Raw genomic sequence first — 15,262 nt, forward strand, 5'->3', positions numbered from 1 at the left:
CAGCACCCTGCATGAGTCAGTTGTTGCTAAATACTTGCACCTGACCGATACGAGGGTCGTAAACAAAACCGTTACCAATATTTGTTGTTAACGGCTGTGCCGAGCGATTCTTTACTGTTTGTAAGAGATAATAGTGACATACGTCGTTGTTAGCCGCGCCCGCGCCTTTGTTCACGTTGGTAAAATAGGTAAATTCCTCGGCGATAGCCGGGTCCCATAAAGACGTAATCGTTGGCGCGCTTTGCATGATTAAAGTAAAAATGCTTTCACAGTCTAAACGGCTCACATCGGTATCTTCGGTGCTGCTATCGTTGCTCATTTGCCCGGTGGGGTAGCCGGTGTCCGAATCAATGCCAATGTTGAGCCCTTCAACGGTCACAAAGGTTTGGTTAGCGCTTTGATTAAACGCAGGGCGGCCTTCAATTTCCCACTGCGCTCTTACCAAACCCACACCCGTAGCAAAGCCTCCAGACACGCCCTCAACGGTGGCATCTTCTGCGTCTTCGGTTACGTCTAAAAAACGTGGTATAGCAGTGGCGGCGAGTAAGCCAAGAATAACAACCACAATCACCAACTCGATTAAAGTAAATCCGCGCTGAGGCGCGTTATAAGGGTTTAACATGGTAGTGCTACCTTTATTTATAGTTTTAACAAAACACCCAAGGCTTGCAGATGAGGCTTAATGTCTCGACGCATCGCTTAGGTTGTAGCTCAGCATTTCGGCCGACGCTAAATCGTATACAAAGCTATGATTAGCTAAAATGTAGTTACATACAGACGCATTTGAATCTGAAGCAACATCACTTGTAAGTGAGCCTTGTGTTTCGCTTACCGGTGCATGAGACCTCACTTCTACAAAATGCTCCAGTGACACATCGTGCACAAACCAGCTTAAAAAATCGGTACAGCTAGTTTGGTTCGCTTCAAAGTCAGGTTTACCTTCGTCGCTCATCGTAATGTTCACAATGCGTTTGCCATGAGCGGGCGCGTAAGTAATTTGCGAAGGTCGGCCTTCGTTTTGCCACTGCCAGTGAATTTGCTCTAAACCCAAACTCACCTTATTTTGCACTACGCGCACGCTTAGCTTTTGCCACTGCGTGTCGGCTTTAAATAAATGATTGACTGTCAGCGTCATCACACTGGCAATCACGCCAGCGGTTAATAAAAAGTGCCATAATTTCAAAGAACGCATCTAACTTACTACTCCCATCATGTCCCACATCGGGGTAAATATGCCTAGCGCTAGCACGAGCACCATCACCGCGACGATGGAGATTAATATTGGCTCAATTTTTGAGGTTAAGCTTTTAATGTCGTATTCAACTTCGCGCTCGTAAAACTCGGCAACTTCAGCCAACAAATCATCTACTCGGCCGGTTTCTTCACCCACATGAATCATTTGCAGCACTAAGGGTGTAAACAAGCCGCTCGCTGAGCTTACCCGACCTAAACTCTCGCCTTTTTCAATTCGCCGACGCATGTTAACAATGGCGTCGTTCATATGAGCGTTACTTACCGCGTCGGCAACTAGCGACAATGCTGATGTAAGCGGCACGCCTGCCTTAAGCATCATTGAAAAACTGCGAGAAAACCTAGCCAATAAGGACCGCTCAACGATATCGCCTACAATTGGCATTTTTAGCTTCCAATAATCCCATCTCAAACGGCCCCGTTGGGTATTTTTATAATGCTTAGTTATGAAAAAACATACGAGTATAAAACCAATCAATACATACCATTGATTTATAAAGAAATCTGACATCCCCAGCAGTATCCGCGTCATCAACGGAAGCTCGGTATCAAATTTTTCGAACATGCCTGCAAACACGGGGATCACAAAAATATTCATCACAATCAGTGCCGCTACTAAAGCAAACACAACAAACGATGGGTAACGGGTAGCGGCTTTAACTTGCTTGCGAGTTTCTTGTTCTCGCTCTAAATAATGCGCCAGCTGCAAAAACGCGCTGTCGAGCTGTCCGGTGTTTTCACCTACATGCACGATACTGACAAACAGTTGAGAAAATATTTTGGGGTGCTGCGACATGGCAGAGGACAAATTACGCCCCTTTTCTAGCTGCTCAATAACATCGTACAAAGCCAGCTTTAAACGCAGTGAGCGTGTGCCGGCCAGGCCAGTAACAGCTCGAATAATCGGAATTCCCGCTTTTGTGAGGGAATACATTTGACGGCAAAAAATCACTAAGTCGTCTATGGCCACTTGTGGCGTGAGTATGCCAACACGCTCAGGTTTTGCCGCGACCTTCTGCTCTGGAGCGCTTGCTTGTTTAGGCTTAATTTCTATTGGCGTGATGCTGCGGGCGCGCAATGTTTGCGCCGCGCTTTGTTCATCTGCCGAGTCAACGCTACCGGTGGTAACCTCCCCCTGTAGAGTGCGCCCGGTATAGATAAAGCTTGCCACTAATCAATATCCTCTAGGCTTAATGACCCTGATGCGGGGGCAAAAGTGTTGGCCCCGAGTGAGCTTTGCACAAGTGACTCTGCGCCTATTTGATGCGTTTCTGTTGATTTTTGTGCAGCAACAAGGCCATTATCGCTGACTAGCTCTACCAGCTTGAGCACCTCATCGAGACTGGTAATACCCTCAACAGCGTAGTCAAGGGCCGCAAGCGCAAGAGGTTTGTAGCCTTCAGACAAATGTGCCTGTTTACTAAATTCGGTGGTGTCTGCAACTTTAAGTGCATTCATCATGGGCTCGTTCATTTCAAGCAATTCGAACACACCTATGCGGCCTTTGTAGCCGGTGTAATTGCATGATTGACAGCCCCCTGCGTGCTTAAAGTCAGCGTGCGCTAGCTCCTCGTTTATTTGTGAGAGCCAAACGCGATGTTCCGATATTGCCGGCGCAGTTTGCGCGCATCTATCGCATAATTTGCGCACCAAACGCTGCGCGACAATGCCTTTTAAAGAGCTTGCGACTAGGTAACCCGGAGCGCCCATGTCAATAAGCCGGATGGCGCTACTAATGGCGTCGTTTGTATGCAAGGTAGACAGCACTAAATGGCCGGTTAATGCCCCGCGCAGGCCAATCTCTACGGTTTCTTGGTCGCGCATTTCACCCACCATCAAAATATCTGGGTCTTGACGTAAAGTCGTGCGCAATACACTGGCAAAAGTTAAGTTAATTTTGCTGTTAACCTGCACTTGGTTAATCCGTGGAAGTCTGTATTCTACTGGGTCTTCAACGGTGATGATTTTAGTCTCAGGTTGATTGAGCTCATTAAGAGAGCCGTATAAGGTGGTGGTTTTACCTGAACCTGTGGGCCCTGTTACAAGCAACATGCCGTGTGGACGACTGAGTAAATGCCGAAATCTTTTCATTAAACCAGCCGGCATCCCGGTTTGTTCTAACGACAAGATACCCTCTGACTGGTCTAACAAACGCAATACCACCGACTCCCCATACTGGATAGGCATGGTTGATACCCGCACGTCGATATCACGCTGTTTTACTTTTATATGTGTGCGCCCGTCTTGCGGTAAGCGTTTTTCAGAAATATCTAAGCCCGACATGAGCTTAAGGCGCAAAACGAGTGCCGCAGCAATATTGTTTTGCGGGATGATGTTTTCTTGTAGTACGCCGTCTACGCGCTGCCTAATGCGAAGCTGATTTTCGCCAGGTTCAATGTGAATATCAGAGGCCTTGGCCATAACGGCATCTTCAAAAATAGACTGCAACAGCTTAGCTACCAAGTTGTCTTCGTCATCGTCCATCGTGCCGCCGAGTTGAAACTCAACGTCGTCGGTATACTCGTCAGCTAGCTCGGTAGCAAAAGAGGCGATTTCTTCTGTTTTGCGGTAAAACGTTTCGTAAGCTGCAAACAGCTGTGTTTCGCTTACCACCGCTAAATCAATTGGCTTGGGCAATTTAGCACTTAACTCATCCACCGCATTGATGTCGGCAGGGTCGGTCATTGCCACAAGTAGGCGTTCGCCTAAATCATCTATAACCAAAGCACGGTAACGACGTGCCTGAATTTCTGGCAGCAAACGCACTGCGTTTTGATTCACCCGATAATCGTTAATATCTATCGCAGGTACGTTTAAGTGTTTCGACAGCAGTTGCAAGAGCTGCTGCTCGGTAACGAGGTTCATTGCTATGAGCGTCGCACCGAGTTTACGCCCACTTTTGCGCTGTTCAGCGAGGGCGCTTTGTAGCTGCGAATCATCAATTAGCTCGTTTTGAACTAAGAGGTCACCTAAGCGAACTTTGATTCTTTGTACCATTAACTTTGCCTCGCTAAAATTGCAATTCGCTGCTCAACAAACTCTCCAACCTGCGCGGGAAGTTGATTCAAGCCCTTTACTCGTTGATAAGACGCAAGCGCTTGCTCACCGCGATTAAGTTTGTCTTGGCTAACGCCTAAACCGAGCCACCATTTGGCGTTATTTGGCTCTCGAGACACCAATAGTTTGTAGTCTTGATAGGCAAACTCATACTGACTTAGCCTTTCTGCCAAAGCCGCTCTAAAGCTGATTAACTCAATATTGGCGAGCGCTGGATAGGGATGACCGGCAAGAGCGGCATGTGCATCCTCAAAATCGCCGGTTTTAAAGGCCACGCGGGCCAGCATAATGCGCATCGCGTTGTCGGCAGGTGTTACGCGTAAACCGGCTTGTAAAAGCTGGCGAGCCTGCTCGTAACGAGCGCTTGAAAATAACAATGATGCAAGCTGCTTGCGCGCGCGCACATCCTCTGGATACGACTCAATCAAATTGGTAAGAGATTGAATTGCGCTCGGTGCATCGTTGTTGTTAAGCGCAATGCGGGCCTGTTCTCGTAAAGACGATATGCGTCCTTGCGACCCATTACTTGGCGCAACACTAAAGCTTGATTTTGCAGATGCTTCATCTTGTTTAGCCAATGAATTGGCTTTGCTGTTTTCTGAGGCGGCGTTTTGCGGCGATTTATTACTTGGTGCAATAGTATTCGATGCAATGATATTCGGTGTACTGGTACTGGATTGACTGGTATTGGCTAGACTGGTCTTGCTTTGTTCTGTGCGGGTTGTTTCAGCTTTAACTGCATCAACTGCATCGGCAGGTGGCAGCTCTTGTGCATGGCTAGCCATTGATGCGCCAGCTACAGAAGATGCAGGCGCAGAAGATGCTGGTGCAGATGCTGGTGTAGATGCAAGCGGCAAAGATGAATCCGGCGCAGAAGGGCTTGATGCAGATACGCGCGCTTCGGTAGCATCGCCATTGCTTGGTGTCTTCCAATCGTATTGGCTAAGTAAAATCGCCGTTGAAATCACGCATACTGAGGCCAAGAGCATCCAAGGTTTGAGGCCTTGTTTTTCTTGGGGGATATAGTCTGCGCCTTGCCCTGCACGGGTTTTACGGGTCTCTAGGTCCTGCAGCATCTTATTTACCACACTCATTGACGAGTCTCCTGTACCTGACTCGCCAGCGGCGCTTCGGCTTTCGGCGCGAGATCAAATTGGCTTAAACCCAAAGATAGCACCAGCACAGCGGCTGCGGGTAACAGCCACGACAACCATCGAGCTCGCGGCACAGCAAAGGCCGCTTCGGTATCTTTGGCGGCGTATTGAATGTGTTTTTCGGTGATCATATTTGTGCCCTCACCAAAAGCAAGCATGAGCGCCTTATGACACAAAATATTGACGACCCTCGGGGTACCCTGGCTCGCCACTTGAAGAGACCGAAATACGCCTTTTTCAAATACTTCACCAGTACTATGACCAGCAACACGCATTCGGTGGCGTACATACTGCTCCATCTGATGGGTGTCCATTTGCTGCAAATTATACGAAAACGTAATGCGCTGACGCAGTTGCCGTAATTCGGGGCGCGCAATCTTTTCATTTAGCTCTGGCTGACCAAATAACACAACCTGCATCAGCTTTTGCGATTCGGTCTCTAGGTTGGTCATGAGCCTGAGCGCTTCAATGCTCTCGTCTGGCAAGGCTTGCGCTTCGTCAATAATGAGCACCGCGCTGCGATTACTTTTACGAATTTCAATCAGCCGTTTTTGAATACGCTGGGTAAATTCTTGTTGGTCGCCGCCTTCACTTAGCTCAACGTTAAGCTCAGAGGCTACCGCCTTTCTAAGCTCAATGGGCGACAAATATGGATTTGGAATATAAGCACTTACAAAGCTTTTATCGAGCTCGTTTAGAAGCTTTCGGCAAATCAGTGTTTTACCTGTACCCACCTCACCGGTGACTTTAATAAACCCTTCTCCGGCTTTTAAAGCAGTGGTTAACACTTCAATGGCCTCTTTATGACTAGGCAAGCCAAAAAAGTATTGCGTGTTAGGCGTTAAAGTAAACGGTAATTCGCGAATGCCAAAATGGTACAAATACATTGCATTACTCCACGTATAACCAATCGGCCATCGTCGCTCTGCTCTGCTCGAGCTGCTGTTTCCAAGTGTTTTTATCTACCACTGTTGGCTTTAATAAAATAATCAGCTCTTTTTTCACCTCACGTTCACGCTTGTTTTTAAAGAGATTACCTAAACCTGGTATGTCGCCTAAAATCGGGGTTTTACTTTCAACCGTGCTTTTTACCGTTTGCATCAAACCGCCAATCACCACGACTTCTCCTGAATGAGCACGAATGATGGTATCCGACTCACGGATAGTGCTTTGTGCCAGCGGCAGAATGATTTGCTCTTCGTTGAGCGTAACGATTTTTTCTTGCTCTTCGGTCTCAATCACTGACGGGTGGATGTGCAGTAAAATCGTGCCTTTTTCATCAATTTGAGGTGTTACATCAAGGGCAATCCCCGAGAAGAAGGGTGTTAATTCAATGTCGGGCACAACCGACGTCGCCGCTGCAGTAATGGTATTTTGGCTCGATATGTCGGTCACAAAATACTCATCATCACCGACTTTGATCACCGCTTTTTGATTATTAATCGCCGTTACCCGCGGGCTCGACAAGACCTGCACATTCCCCTGCGTTGACAGCAAATCTACAACGCCACCGAAGTCTTCATTCAAAAAGGCAAGGCTTGTAATTCCGCCAATGCCTGCGGTAATTGAATTGCCAAGGGCCGCTGCCGTGTTTGAGAAGGTAATATCGGTGCTGCCAATATTCGATACGATTTGATTCCAGTTAATACCCTGTTGATACTCGTCAGAAAGCTCCACTTCTAAAATGCGCGCTTCAATCACGACTTGGCGAGTGAGACTGTCTTCGGTATCTGACAAAAACGAACGGATTGTTTTCAGCTCATCGGGATAAGCACGCACGCTGACCAAACCAGCCTGCGGCGATACAATAATAGTGCGCCCTTCAGCGGCATCACCGCCTAACATTGCGCGCAATCCTTCTTCCAAGCTTTCCCAAAAATTCGTTTCGCTGCTCGTGCTTATGCTAGTGCCGTTGCCAGAGCCTGCCAGGCCTGTACCTGAGCCATTGTTTCCGTTTAAACCAAGTGCTCCGTTAAAGCCATTTTGCTGTTGACCGCCCTGCTGATTGTTACCGCCACCTTGAGACACCCCTCCTGAGATAATACTGGTTTGTGTATTGCCATCTCGTTGCATTAAGAGGTAGTTAACAGCAAAGGTTTCGGTGCGCATACCGTTTGGCATAACGCGATAAATCGTGCCCTTTTTCTCGATATGATACCCGTACAGATCAGACACTAAACTAAAGATGTTATCTAAGGAAACCTGCTTTAAGTCCAAAGAAATACTGCCGGTAATATCCGGATGAACAGCAACCGAATATGGCGTATCTTTCACGAGGCCTGAAAAAAAGCTTGCCGCGTCAACCGCGCGAGCATTGATGTCGTACTTTTCTTCGGCAATGAGGTCGGTACCCGCAGTGCTTTGTAGTGGGTCCATTAATGTTTGCGACACCGATTCGGGCAAGGTAGTTAAGGCTTTAAGAGCATCCGGCTCTGCGGCAAAGTCTTTTAATGCCACTTCGTTGGCTAAATATTGCTCAACATGACTGGGCTCGCTGCTTGCACAGCCAAATAATAAAGAGCTGCTAATCGCGCCCGCGACTGCTAGTTGTATGGTTCGCTTTTTCATTTTACCACCTGCTTGCTCATACCCGCGTTGTTTTGCACCTGCAGTACAATGTCGTTTGCGCTGCTCGTTAGGTCGCTTAAGGTCACGTTTGAAGCTTCAATGCCCGAGACCTTCATGCCTAAAATTTCGTCACCTTGTTTTAGCACTTGGCCGTTGACTACTGCATAGCGCCTGTCGTTACGCGTAAAAATCGCGCTCACGTTAAACGGTGCGTTTACTTTTTGCAGCGGCGTAAGCTGCTGCGCGATAACACTAGGCGGTCTTGTAGGGTCTTGTTGTGCAAATGCGAGCATCGTCAAACTACTCAAAGCGCCCAAAATAAAAAGTTTAATTAACACCAATAAATGCCTCGCTAGTACTAAGAGTAAACACCTCAAGCTGGGTCGTCGCCAGCGGATGAGAGTGCACGTCGTAATGTAAATATTTCCAATAAAGCTGCCATTTCAAGGTTTCTGCATCGGCAAAAAAGTCGCGCGTCGCAAAGTAATCACCTTGAAACGTAATGTGTATGCCCTGACGATATAGCTGAACCGCACCTTGCTCACTTTGATCAGTGAACACTCTCGTTGGGGGAATCGACTCCATTTTTATTAACTTGAGACCTTCAGCCCGCTCAAACAAGTGCTCAAGTAAAAGCGGCATGGCTTTGGGCGACACCAAATGCACCAACTCTGAATCAAACGAGGCTTGGATATTTTCAAGCTGCGATTCGAGCGCGCTAATTTGACGCTTTACTGCCGCATCGGGGTCTTTTTGCACCTCCGACATGAGCTCAGCACTGGTTTGTTGGAGTGTGCTTAACTGCGAACTTTGAGTAATAAAACGCGCCTTTGCGTTTTTAATGTCTTTGTACATGGGCTCAAGCACAAGAAGAGTAAGCACAAAAATCACCAAAGCAGGAATAGCAATAAAAATTAACCGCTTTTCGCGCGGCGCGAGGGCTTCAAATTTTTCGCCTACCACAGCCATGCTCGATACATTCTTTGTGGTATTAGTTTGAGGCATTGCTACCTCCGTCTGCGACTAAGACATCGTCGGTTTTTTGTGTGCTGGTGAGATGAAAGCTCAATTCGCCGTCTTCTCTGATCAGCAGGGCGTCATCAAACTCTTGGCCGTTAAAAAACTGCGTCTTACTTAAGTCGCCAATCCACTGCGTAAGCGCCGAAGGCCTAGCTAAGCTGCCGCGGATCACTAGATCGTTTTCATTCACTGTAAACTGGTTTAACCAAACATGGTCAGAATCGGCAGTGGCCAAGGCATTAAATAGCTGAGCGAATGATTTTTGTTTAAGCTCGCCCATGTCTTGTACGCGCATCAGTAAGGTTTCTTGTGCCGATATTTGCTGCTGAAGCTTGTTTAACTTTGCACCTAAAATAGGGTTATTCACACGGGTTTGCAGCGCCGAGGTAAATTCATCAATATTGCGCTGCTCTTGCGAAACACGCTGTGCGATATTTTCTACATCGGTTTCTACAGCAGTACGCCAAGAATACAAACCAGCAAATACACCGCCGCAAACAAGCACGCTCATAAACACCAGTGCCACTAAATGCTGAGCGGTAACCCATTCAAATCTGGGCCTAAAATCTTGGTGGTATAAATTAATTTTATGCTTCATGGCTTAGCTCCTTGCCAACAGCGTTTTCAGATGCTTTGGTAAACGCGGCGCCTAAGCAACTAAAGCTGGCCATTTTAAAGTTAAGCTGTTGGCTACACGTGAGCTCTGGCTGCATAAGATCGCAAGGAATGCCCATGGTTTCGGCAATCACATTGCACACAAAGGGCATGTGCGCTGTGTCTAGTTTTACGAGAATTTGTTTTACCGGCGCTTGTCGTAGCTGACTTTCAAAGAAGTCCATAGAGCGCTGAAGCTGCACGGTGAGTGAGTCGATAATGCCCATGTCGAGCTCGGCTTCCGTAAAGCTGCCAATATTTTCAAGACCCTTTAGGCGGCGACTAAAGTAAAGCTGTTTGTTTTTAACGATGTTCAGCACAACGTCTTCACCGTGCTCTTGCACTAAAGTAATAACGGCATCGTTCGAATCTTGCATCAGCTCAATGGTCGCCAATTCTTCGACGGTAATGCTTTGCAGCACCAAATCAGCGTCAAAAATCTTTTGCGTAAGCTTTTCAATCTCTTTGCGCGCAATAGCAACGACCATCACTTTGTTTTGACCGGCCACTTGCACCGGCATGTCGGCAAAGTCGTAAACCATCTCGGTGCTACTGCCAATTGCCTCCTGTAGCGGCCATTTAAGGGCTGCGTGGAGTTCATCTTCTGCCACATCGGGCTTTTCGATTTGATGCACTTTGTACCAATGAGAGGTAAGTGTGAAGTAGCACGAGGTGCCTTGTAGCTTGTGCGCTTTGACATAATCAGCGAGCCCTTGGGCCCACGTTTGATGCGTAAAGCTCGCGTCAAGAACCCACTCAATACGGCTGTCTGTTTTTTTCAAAGCACACAGCAATACCTGTTCACCGGTAAAGGCAATACCCACCGAATAAAATTCAGAGGGCTTTCTAAGCTTTTGTTTTAAATACTGTTTCCAACTAATGCGCATAGTTCTCAGTTCTGTTGTATTCGCTTTGCAGGCGATTGAGGTGATCAAGTCTCACGTCAACAAAGCGTCAATTTAGCGGTTGCTGTAGGCGTTCATGCAAAAAAAACGCCAATATAGAATCCGCAGCACGAGTTACGTCTCAGTCAGGTTATCGGCAAAAAACGCGATAATTAAAGAAAATCATTGAAGAGATAGGGTATTCGCGACGAAAAATCAGGACGCATTAATTTGAATAGCCTGTTGTTTTAAATGAAAAAAGCGAAAAATGAAAAAAATTTAAGACTTATCTTTTAGTATTTACTCCACATCGCACCTTGCATGCTCTATACTTTGCGGTCAAAATTTCAGCATGTATGTTTAAGGATGGACCTAATGGAACCGAATAACAGTGGCGACGGGAAGTTACGCCTAGCAGCTTCGGAGCAAGCCGAAATTGCAAAAATTAAAGCTGACCCAACTACGGTTGGATATGCGGTTGTTACCAAGCGTGGCGACGAACTCGAATCTCAAGATTTGTGGGAAGACACCGCCCCAATTATGTCAAACTTAAGCGACATAGCTGACCAAATAGGTGAAAACCTTGGCGAAGAAAGCCCGTGCCGCCTTATTGTGTCGGAAAGCGTAGATTTTGAACTAACGTCGGTGTTTATGGAAAGCGCGCATGTTATCGCTTTAAAGCGCAAAACACGCTCTGCCATTGGAGGGACGCGCAATGCAGGTTAAACAGATTCTTGATAAAATTTGTGAACAAAACGAGTCTATCTACGGAGCACTTGTTCGCTCTCATGACCGCACTTTCCACAACTTCTCAGGCATATACGAGATGGTGGATGTTGACAGTATTACCGATATGGCAGAGCAGGCCTTGATGCTTACAAAAAGCCTTGAAGCTGGCGATAGTGAGTTTAATTCGGTATTTTTTGAATATGAACAGCACAGTCTTTTTGTGCGACAAATAGACGCTGGCCTGTTTATTTTGCTCACCGCACCCATGGAGCGAGCGGTATATCGCAAAACCAAAATTGGCGTGAATCTGTTCATTAAAAAACTTTGCAAAGCGCTGAACGAGTCTCCTCTCAATGAAGATACAGCTAGCAAGGCAGTAAACGGCAGCGAGCCTATAAATGGCAGTGTTGCGACAAACGGCAGTGCCGCTGAGCCCATCATTGCTGTGCGTGACCAAGCAGGCGCTAAACCTTCGGCAGAACCCACTAGTGAAGAAGAGCCAGCTAAGAAGAAACGATTTTATCGCGGGCAGTTTTACTAAATACATGCATAAGTGCATGCATAAGTACATGCAATACACACGCGCTCTGGCTGCGATGCAGCTACATTTTCGCTAGCGCAGCGTGTTTAACATCTCAATAATAGGCTCAACATTTAGCCCTAAGTCGCTACGCCAAGCACTGTTGTGAACGGTATCACGATAGCGTGCTCCGTCGTCGCAAATAAGCGTAACAATACTGCCCTGCTCACCTTTGCTGTGCATATCCTGGGCAAGCTGAATTGCCGCGTACACATTTAATCCGGTTGACCCACCAAATTTACGATTGAGTAGGCTTTCAAGCCACAAAGCAGTGGCAATGCTTGCCTCGTCTTTAACCTTAAACATCAAATCTACAACGTGGGGATTAAACGAGGGTTCGTGCCGCGGCCTGCCTACCCCTTCAATATTTGATTTAGTTGCGCTGGCAGGTTCTGCGCCGGTTTGTTTAGCATTAAATACGTCATAGAACACACTGCCTTCTGGGTCGGCGACACACAGGCGAGAACTGCCATAATGCTGCGCCTTATATCGAATAAACCGCCCGATGGTGGCCGACGTGCCGCCAGTACCCGCACCCACCACAACCCATGCAGGAATTGGGTGTGTTTCTAGCGCCATTTGCTCAAACAAACTCTCTGCAATGTTGTTATTGCCTCGCCAGTCGGTTACCCGCTCAGCAAAGGTAAATTGGTCCATGTAGTGTCCATTGTGCACGTTTGCAAGGCGTTCGGCCTCTTCGTAGAGTAACGAGGATTCTGCAAACGCAATCGTACCGCCATAATGGCGGATGCTATTGAGCTTTTCAGATGATGTGCCCTCTGGCACGACGGCAATAAAGGGCAGGCCTAGTAAGCGCGCAAAATACGCCTCTGATATCGCGGTAGACCCTGAAGACGCCTCAACAATGGTGGTGCCCTCATGAATATTGCCGTTGCAAATACCATAAAGAAACAAAGAACGCGCGAGGCGATGTTTTAAACTGCCAGTAACGTGGGTAGATTCGTCTTTTAGATAAAAATCGATGCCAGGGAAGGCTGATAAGTTTAATTTAATGAGATGGGTATCGGCGCTGCGGTGGCTGTCTGCCTGAATGAGCGACACCGCTTGGTTGACCCACGTTCGATCCGCTGTAAGCGCATCGAACGAGGTGCTTTGAGAAATTAAGCCTATATCAATAGCGGGCTTATTCATTGGGTTTTTAGAACGGGCTAGAACGGAATATCATCATCAAAATCAAAGTCTGGCTCAGACATCTTTGGTGGCTGCGACTGCGGCTGCTGACCGCCAGGCTTGCCTTGCTGAGGTGCTTGCCCGCCGTTGTTTTGCGGCATTTGCTGATAGCCTTGGTTGTTTTGCCCACCTTGATTGCCTTGCTGGCCACGCTGGTAACCGCCGCCACCGCCTTGACCACCTTCTGAACGTCCGCCTAACATTTGCAGTTGGTCAGCGATTACTTCGGTGGTGTACTTGTCATTACCTTGCTGGTCTTGCCACTTGCGGGTTTGTAGCTTGCCTTCAATATAAATTTGCGAGCCCTTTTTTAAATATTCGCCGGCAATTTCTGCTAAACGACGGTACATCGTAATCCGATGCCATTCAGTGCGCTCTTGCTGCTGACCCTGCTGATCTTTCCAGCTTTCGCTCGTTGCAAGGCTCAAATTAGCCACGGCGTTACCGTTTGGCATATAACGTACCTCAGGATCGTTACCTAAGTTACCTACTAAAATGACTTTATTTACACCTCTTGAGGCCATGTTTATTCCTTTTTTAAATTGACTGCAACAAGGCTTGCGCTTGCGACAAATTAAACTGCTTGGCATCTACCTTTAGATAAAACGCGCCCTCTGTAGGGTCAGCGCTAACGTCTTTAACGCCGTCTAATTTTTGTAGCTGTTTGGTCAGTTCTGTCATGCGCGATAGCAACCTATTTGAGTCGCTATTGTGCTCATTGCTTGTATCTTCGTTATGTAAATTTGTGAGGCTAAGTGTAACGCGTTTTACCCTTTCGGTGCTAGCCAAACCTCGTGTTATTAAGCTACACACAAATATCAGTATCAAGCACATGATAAAGCTGGTTTGCGCGTCAAAATAGCTGTTCATTAGGCCAGAAAATAGCCCGCCTAAAAAGGCGCCAAAAAACTGATGGCTTGCATAAATGCCCATCGCGCTGCCTTTTTGCCCGGCTGGCGCAAGCGATGACACCATGGCCGGCATTTTTGCTTCCATGAAGTTAAAGCCACCAAAAAACAAAATGCCTGCTGCACAAATCATCCAATACGAGGGTACTTGCGTGATTAACAAAAAGAACCCAGTGCCCATGAACAAGAGCGCGATTTTAAAGGTGGTGCTCACCGGTAGCTTTTTGCTTAACTTCATAATAGCCACCAGTACCGCCACCGAGGCCAAGAGCACCACCGAATATACTTTGTAGTGTTCACCCAAAGGCATATTAAGGTTAATTAAAAATACAGGCACCTGCACAAAAAAACAGGTAATGAGTAAATGCACTAGAAGCACCGAAATATTTAGCTTCCATAGGGCAGAATGAGTCAGTAGTCCGCGTAGTTGATGGAGTTTTGGCAAGGCATCGCCGCTTGGACTGACTTGTGCGTGAGATGTATCCACTCCCCATTTAACCAGCGGAAAACACCCAATACACAGCATGGCAGTGACTAAAAATATACCCTGCAGGCCAATATTTGATGCTAGTATAGGGCCAAGCAACAAGGCTAGGTAGAATGAAAACCCAATTGAGACACCAATAATCGCCATGACTTTAGTGCGCTGTGACTCACGCGTAACATCGCTCGCAAGCGCCATCACCGCGCCGGCAATAGCGCCTGCCCCCTGCAAAATACGGCCAAGGGTGAGCATCAACATAGAATCTGCCGTGCCAGCAATTAAGCTGCCTATACAAAACAGCGCCAAGCCCAAATAAATAATGGGCTTGCGGCCAAAGAGGTCTGAAGCCATGCCAAACGGAATTTGTAAAACAGCCTGCGTTAGCCCATAACCGCCCACCGCCAATCCCACTAGGAGCGCAGAATAGTCATCAAAGCTTTTTGCCGCGACCGCTATCACCGGAATAACCATGAACAGGCCAAGCATTCTTAGCACGTAAACCGATGCAAGACTAAATGCTGACCTTAGCTCATTTTTACTGAGTGAATCTTGTGACATCACACCTAAAATTCTGATTATTAAATTGGGGCGAAGTGTACTTGTTTTGCGCTGACTTGACTATGACCTAAGACCCTTAGCACAAAATTACATAAAGCCATGGCGTAACAAATTATTGCTGATCTGCCTAAGGTTTGATGCGTAACTAATTGCTCATTTAATCGCAATGTGTGGCATAATTTACGTTTCGACGTTTCTGCAAGGGCGCGTCATTTTCTTGAAAA

At 47.1% G+C, this 15,262-nt stretch carries 16 protein-coding genes; 2 read left to right on the forward strand and 14 right to left on the reverse strand.

Annotated elements, in window-relative coordinates; all coding sequences use genetic code 11:
• Positions 1 to 16: 16 nt before the first annotated feature.
• Genes ACFO4O_RS12925 through ACFO4O_RS12975 form a run of 11 tightly spaced genes read right to left on the reverse strand, consistent with a single transcriptional unit; the run spans position 17 to position 10,591 of the window.
• Positions 17 to 622, reverse strand: a complete 606-nt coding sequence (locus tag ACFO4O_RS12925; RefSeq protein ID WP_382409176.1) for a type IV pilin protein — start codon at positions 620 to 622, stop codon at positions 17 to 19.
• A 57-nt stretch (positions 623 to 679) separates the two neighbouring features.
• Complete coding sequence (locus ACFO4O_RS12930; RefSeq protein WP_382409178.1) at positions 680 to 1,192, reverse strand: hypothetical protein; 513 nt, start codon at positions 1,190 to 1,192, stop codon at positions 680 to 682.
• Positions 1,193 to 2,422: a type II secretion system F family protein gene (locus ACFO4O_RS12935; protein ID WP_382409180.1), complete on the reverse strand. Its 1,230-nt coding sequence runs from the start codon at positions 2,420 to 2,422 to the stop codon at positions 1,193 to 1,195. It lies immediately after the preceding gene.
• A complete protein-coding gene (locus tag ACFO4O_RS12940; protein WP_382409182.1) occupies positions 2,422 to 4,248 on the reverse strand; it encodes a GspE/PulE family protein in 1,827 nt (608 codons plus the stop codon). The genes ACFO4O_RS12935 and ACFO4O_RS12940 overlap by 1 nt, the downstream gene beginning before the upstream one ends.
• Positions 4,248 to 5,402 carry a tetratricopeptide repeat protein gene (locus tag ACFO4O_RS12945; protein ID WP_382409184.1) on the reverse strand — a complete coding sequence of 385 codons (1,155 nt, stop codon included), beginning with the start codon at positions 5,400 to 5,402 and terminating at the stop codon, positions 4,248 to 4,250. The genes ACFO4O_RS12940 and ACFO4O_RS12945 overlap by 1 nt, the downstream gene beginning before the upstream one ends.
• On the reverse strand, positions 5,399 to 6,349 hold the full coding sequence (locus ACFO4O_RS12950; protein ID WP_382409186.1) for an ExeA family protein: 951 nt from the start codon (positions 6,347 to 6,349) through the stop codon (positions 5,399 to 5,401). Before ACFO4O_RS12950 ends, ACFO4O_RS12945 begins: the two co-directional genes overlap by 4 nt.
• A gap of 4 nt (positions 6,350 to 6,353) precedes the next feature.
• Positions 6,354 to 8,030, reverse strand: a complete 1,677-nt coding sequence (gene mshL, locus ACFO4O_RS12955; RefSeq protein ID WP_382409188.1) for a pilus (MSHA type) biogenesis protein MshL — start codon at positions 8,028 to 8,030, stop codon at positions 6,354 to 6,356.
• Positions 8,027 to 8,368 (reverse strand): hypothetical protein, encoded by a 342-nt coding sequence (locus ACFO4O_RS12960; RefSeq protein WP_382409189.1) that lies wholly within the window; start codon positions 8,366 to 8,368, stop codon positions 8,027 to 8,029. The genes mshL and ACFO4O_RS12960 overlap by 4 nt, the downstream gene beginning before the upstream one ends.
• The gene (gene gspM / locus ACFO4O_RS12965; protein ID WP_382409191.1) at positions 8,358 to 9,035 is read right to left on the reverse strand and encodes a type II secretion system protein GspM; all 678 of its coding nucleotides are present in this window, start codon (positions 9,033 to 9,035) and stop codon (positions 8,358 to 8,360) included. Before gspM ends, ACFO4O_RS12960 begins: the two co-directional genes overlap by 11 nt.
• On the reverse strand, positions 9,022 to 9,648 hold the full coding sequence (locus tag ACFO4O_RS12970) for a hypothetical protein (RefSeq protein WP_382409193.1): 627 nt from the start codon (positions 9,646 to 9,648) through the stop codon (positions 9,022 to 9,024). The genes gspM and ACFO4O_RS12970 overlap by 14 nt, the downstream gene beginning before the upstream one ends.
• Entirely contained in the window at positions 9,638 to 10,591 is a 954-nt protein-coding gene (locus tag ACFO4O_RS12975) for a biogenesis protein MshI (RefSeq protein WP_382409195.1), read from the reverse strand. The genes ACFO4O_RS12970 and ACFO4O_RS12975 overlap by 11 nt, the downstream gene beginning before the upstream one ends.
• 372 nt (positions 10,592 to 10,963) lie before the next feature.
• Here ACFO4O_RS12975 and ACFO4O_RS12980 point away from each other — a divergent pair, with 372 nt between their 5' ends.
• Both ACFO4O_RS12980 and ACFO4O_RS12985 read left to right on the forward strand, forming a co-directional pair.
• Positions 10,964 to 11,314, forward strand: a complete 351-nt coding sequence (locus ACFO4O_RS12980; protein ID WP_382409197.1) for a hypothetical protein — start codon at positions 10,964 to 10,966, stop codon at positions 11,312 to 11,314.
• Positions 11,304 to 11,858, forward strand: a complete 555-nt coding sequence (locus ACFO4O_RS12985) for a roadblock/LC7 domain-containing protein (RefSeq protein WP_382409198.1) — start codon at positions 11,304 to 11,306, stop codon at positions 11,856 to 11,858. Before ACFO4O_RS12980 ends, ACFO4O_RS12985 begins: the two co-directional genes overlap by 11 nt.
• Before the next feature lie 72 nt (positions 11,859 to 11,930).
• Here the strand turns inward: ACFO4O_RS12985 and ACFO4O_RS12990 are convergent, their stop codons facing one another.
• Genes ACFO4O_RS12990 through ACFO4O_RS13000 form a run of 3 tightly spaced genes read right to left on the reverse strand, consistent with a single transcriptional unit; the run spans position 11,931 to position 15,038 of the window.
• Positions 11,931 to 13,049: a PLP-dependent cysteine synthase family protein gene (locus ACFO4O_RS12990; RefSeq protein WP_382409200.1), complete on the reverse strand. Its 1,119-nt coding sequence runs from the start codon at positions 13,047 to 13,049 to the stop codon at positions 11,931 to 11,933.
• 17 nt (positions 13,050 to 13,066) lie between these two features.
• Positions 13,067 to 13,612 carry a single-stranded DNA-binding protein gene (locus ACFO4O_RS12995; RefSeq protein WP_382409202.1) on the reverse strand — a complete coding sequence of 182 codons (546 nt, stop codon included), beginning with the start codon at positions 13,610 to 13,612 and terminating at the stop codon, positions 13,067 to 13,069.
• A gap of 13 nt (positions 13,613 to 13,625) precedes the next feature.
• Entirely contained in the window at positions 13,626 to 15,038 is a 1,413-nt protein-coding gene (locus tag ACFO4O_RS13000) for an MFS transporter (RefSeq protein ID WP_382409204.1), read from the reverse strand.
• Positions 15,039 to 15,262 lie beyond the last annotated feature (224 nt).

This window comes from Glaciecola siphonariae (assembly GCF_042652645.1).
Lineage (GTDB): Bacteria > Pseudomonadota > Gammaproteobacteria > Enterobacterales > Alteromonadaceae > Glaciecola > Glaciecola siphonariae.

Bases quoted from the DNA above. Each gene is read 5' to 3' on its own strand.
- mshL (WP_382409188.1), bottom strand. From the start codon at position 8,030: ATGAAAAAGCGAACCATACAACTAGCAGTCGCGGGCGCGATTAGCAGC.
- ACFO4O_RS12990 (WP_382409200.1), bottom strand. From the start codon at position 13,049: ATGAATAAGCCCGCTATTGATATAGGCTTAATTTCTCAAAGCACCTCG.
- ACFO4O_RS12940 (WP_382409182.1), bottom strand. From the start codon at position 4,248: ATGGTACAAAGAATCAAAGTTCGCTTAGGTGACCTCTTAGTTCAAAAC.
- ACFO4O_RS12950 (WP_382409186.1), bottom strand. From the start codon at position 6,349: ATGTATTTGTACCATTTTGGCATTCGCGAATTACCGTTTACTTTAACG.
- ACFO4O_RS12985 (WP_382409198.1), top strand. From the start codon at position 11,304: ATGCAGGTTAAACAGATTCTTGATAAAATTTGTGAACAAAACGAGTCT.
- ACFO4O_RS12995 (WP_382409202.1), bottom strand. From the start codon at position 13,612: ATGGCCTCAAGAGGTGTAAATAAAGTCATTTTAGTAGGTAACTTAGGT.
- ACFO4O_RS12980 (WP_382409197.1), top strand. From the start codon at position 10,964: ATGGAACCGAATAACAGTGGCGACGGGAAGTTACGCCTAGCAGCTTCG.
- ACFO4O_RS13000 (WP_382409204.1), bottom strand. From the start codon at position 15,038: ATGTCACAAGATTCACTCAGTAAAAATGAGCTAAGGTCAGCATTTAGT.
- ACFO4O_RS12945 (WP_382409184.1), bottom strand. From the start codon at position 5,402: ATGAGTGTGGTAAATAAGATGCTGCAGGACCTAGAGACCCGTAAAACC.
- ACFO4O_RS12925 (WP_382409176.1), bottom strand. From the start codon at position 622: ATGTTAAACCCTTATAACGCGCCTCAGCGCGGATTTACTTTAATCGAG.
- ACFO4O_RS12975 (WP_382409195.1), bottom strand. From the start codon at position 10,591: ATGCGCATTAGTTGGAAACAGTATTTAAAACAAAAGCTTAGAAAGCCC.
- ACFO4O_RS12930 (WP_382409178.1), bottom strand. From the start codon at position 1,192: ATGCGTTCTTTGAAATTATGGCACTTTTTATTAACCGCTGGCGTGATT.
- ACFO4O_RS12970 (WP_382409193.1), bottom strand. From the start codon at position 9,648: ATGAAGCATAAAATTAATTTATACCACCAAGATTTTAGGCCCAGATTT.
- gspM (WP_382409191.1), bottom strand. From the start codon at position 9,035: ATGCCTCAAACTAATACCACAAAGAATGTATCGAGCATGGCTGTGGTA.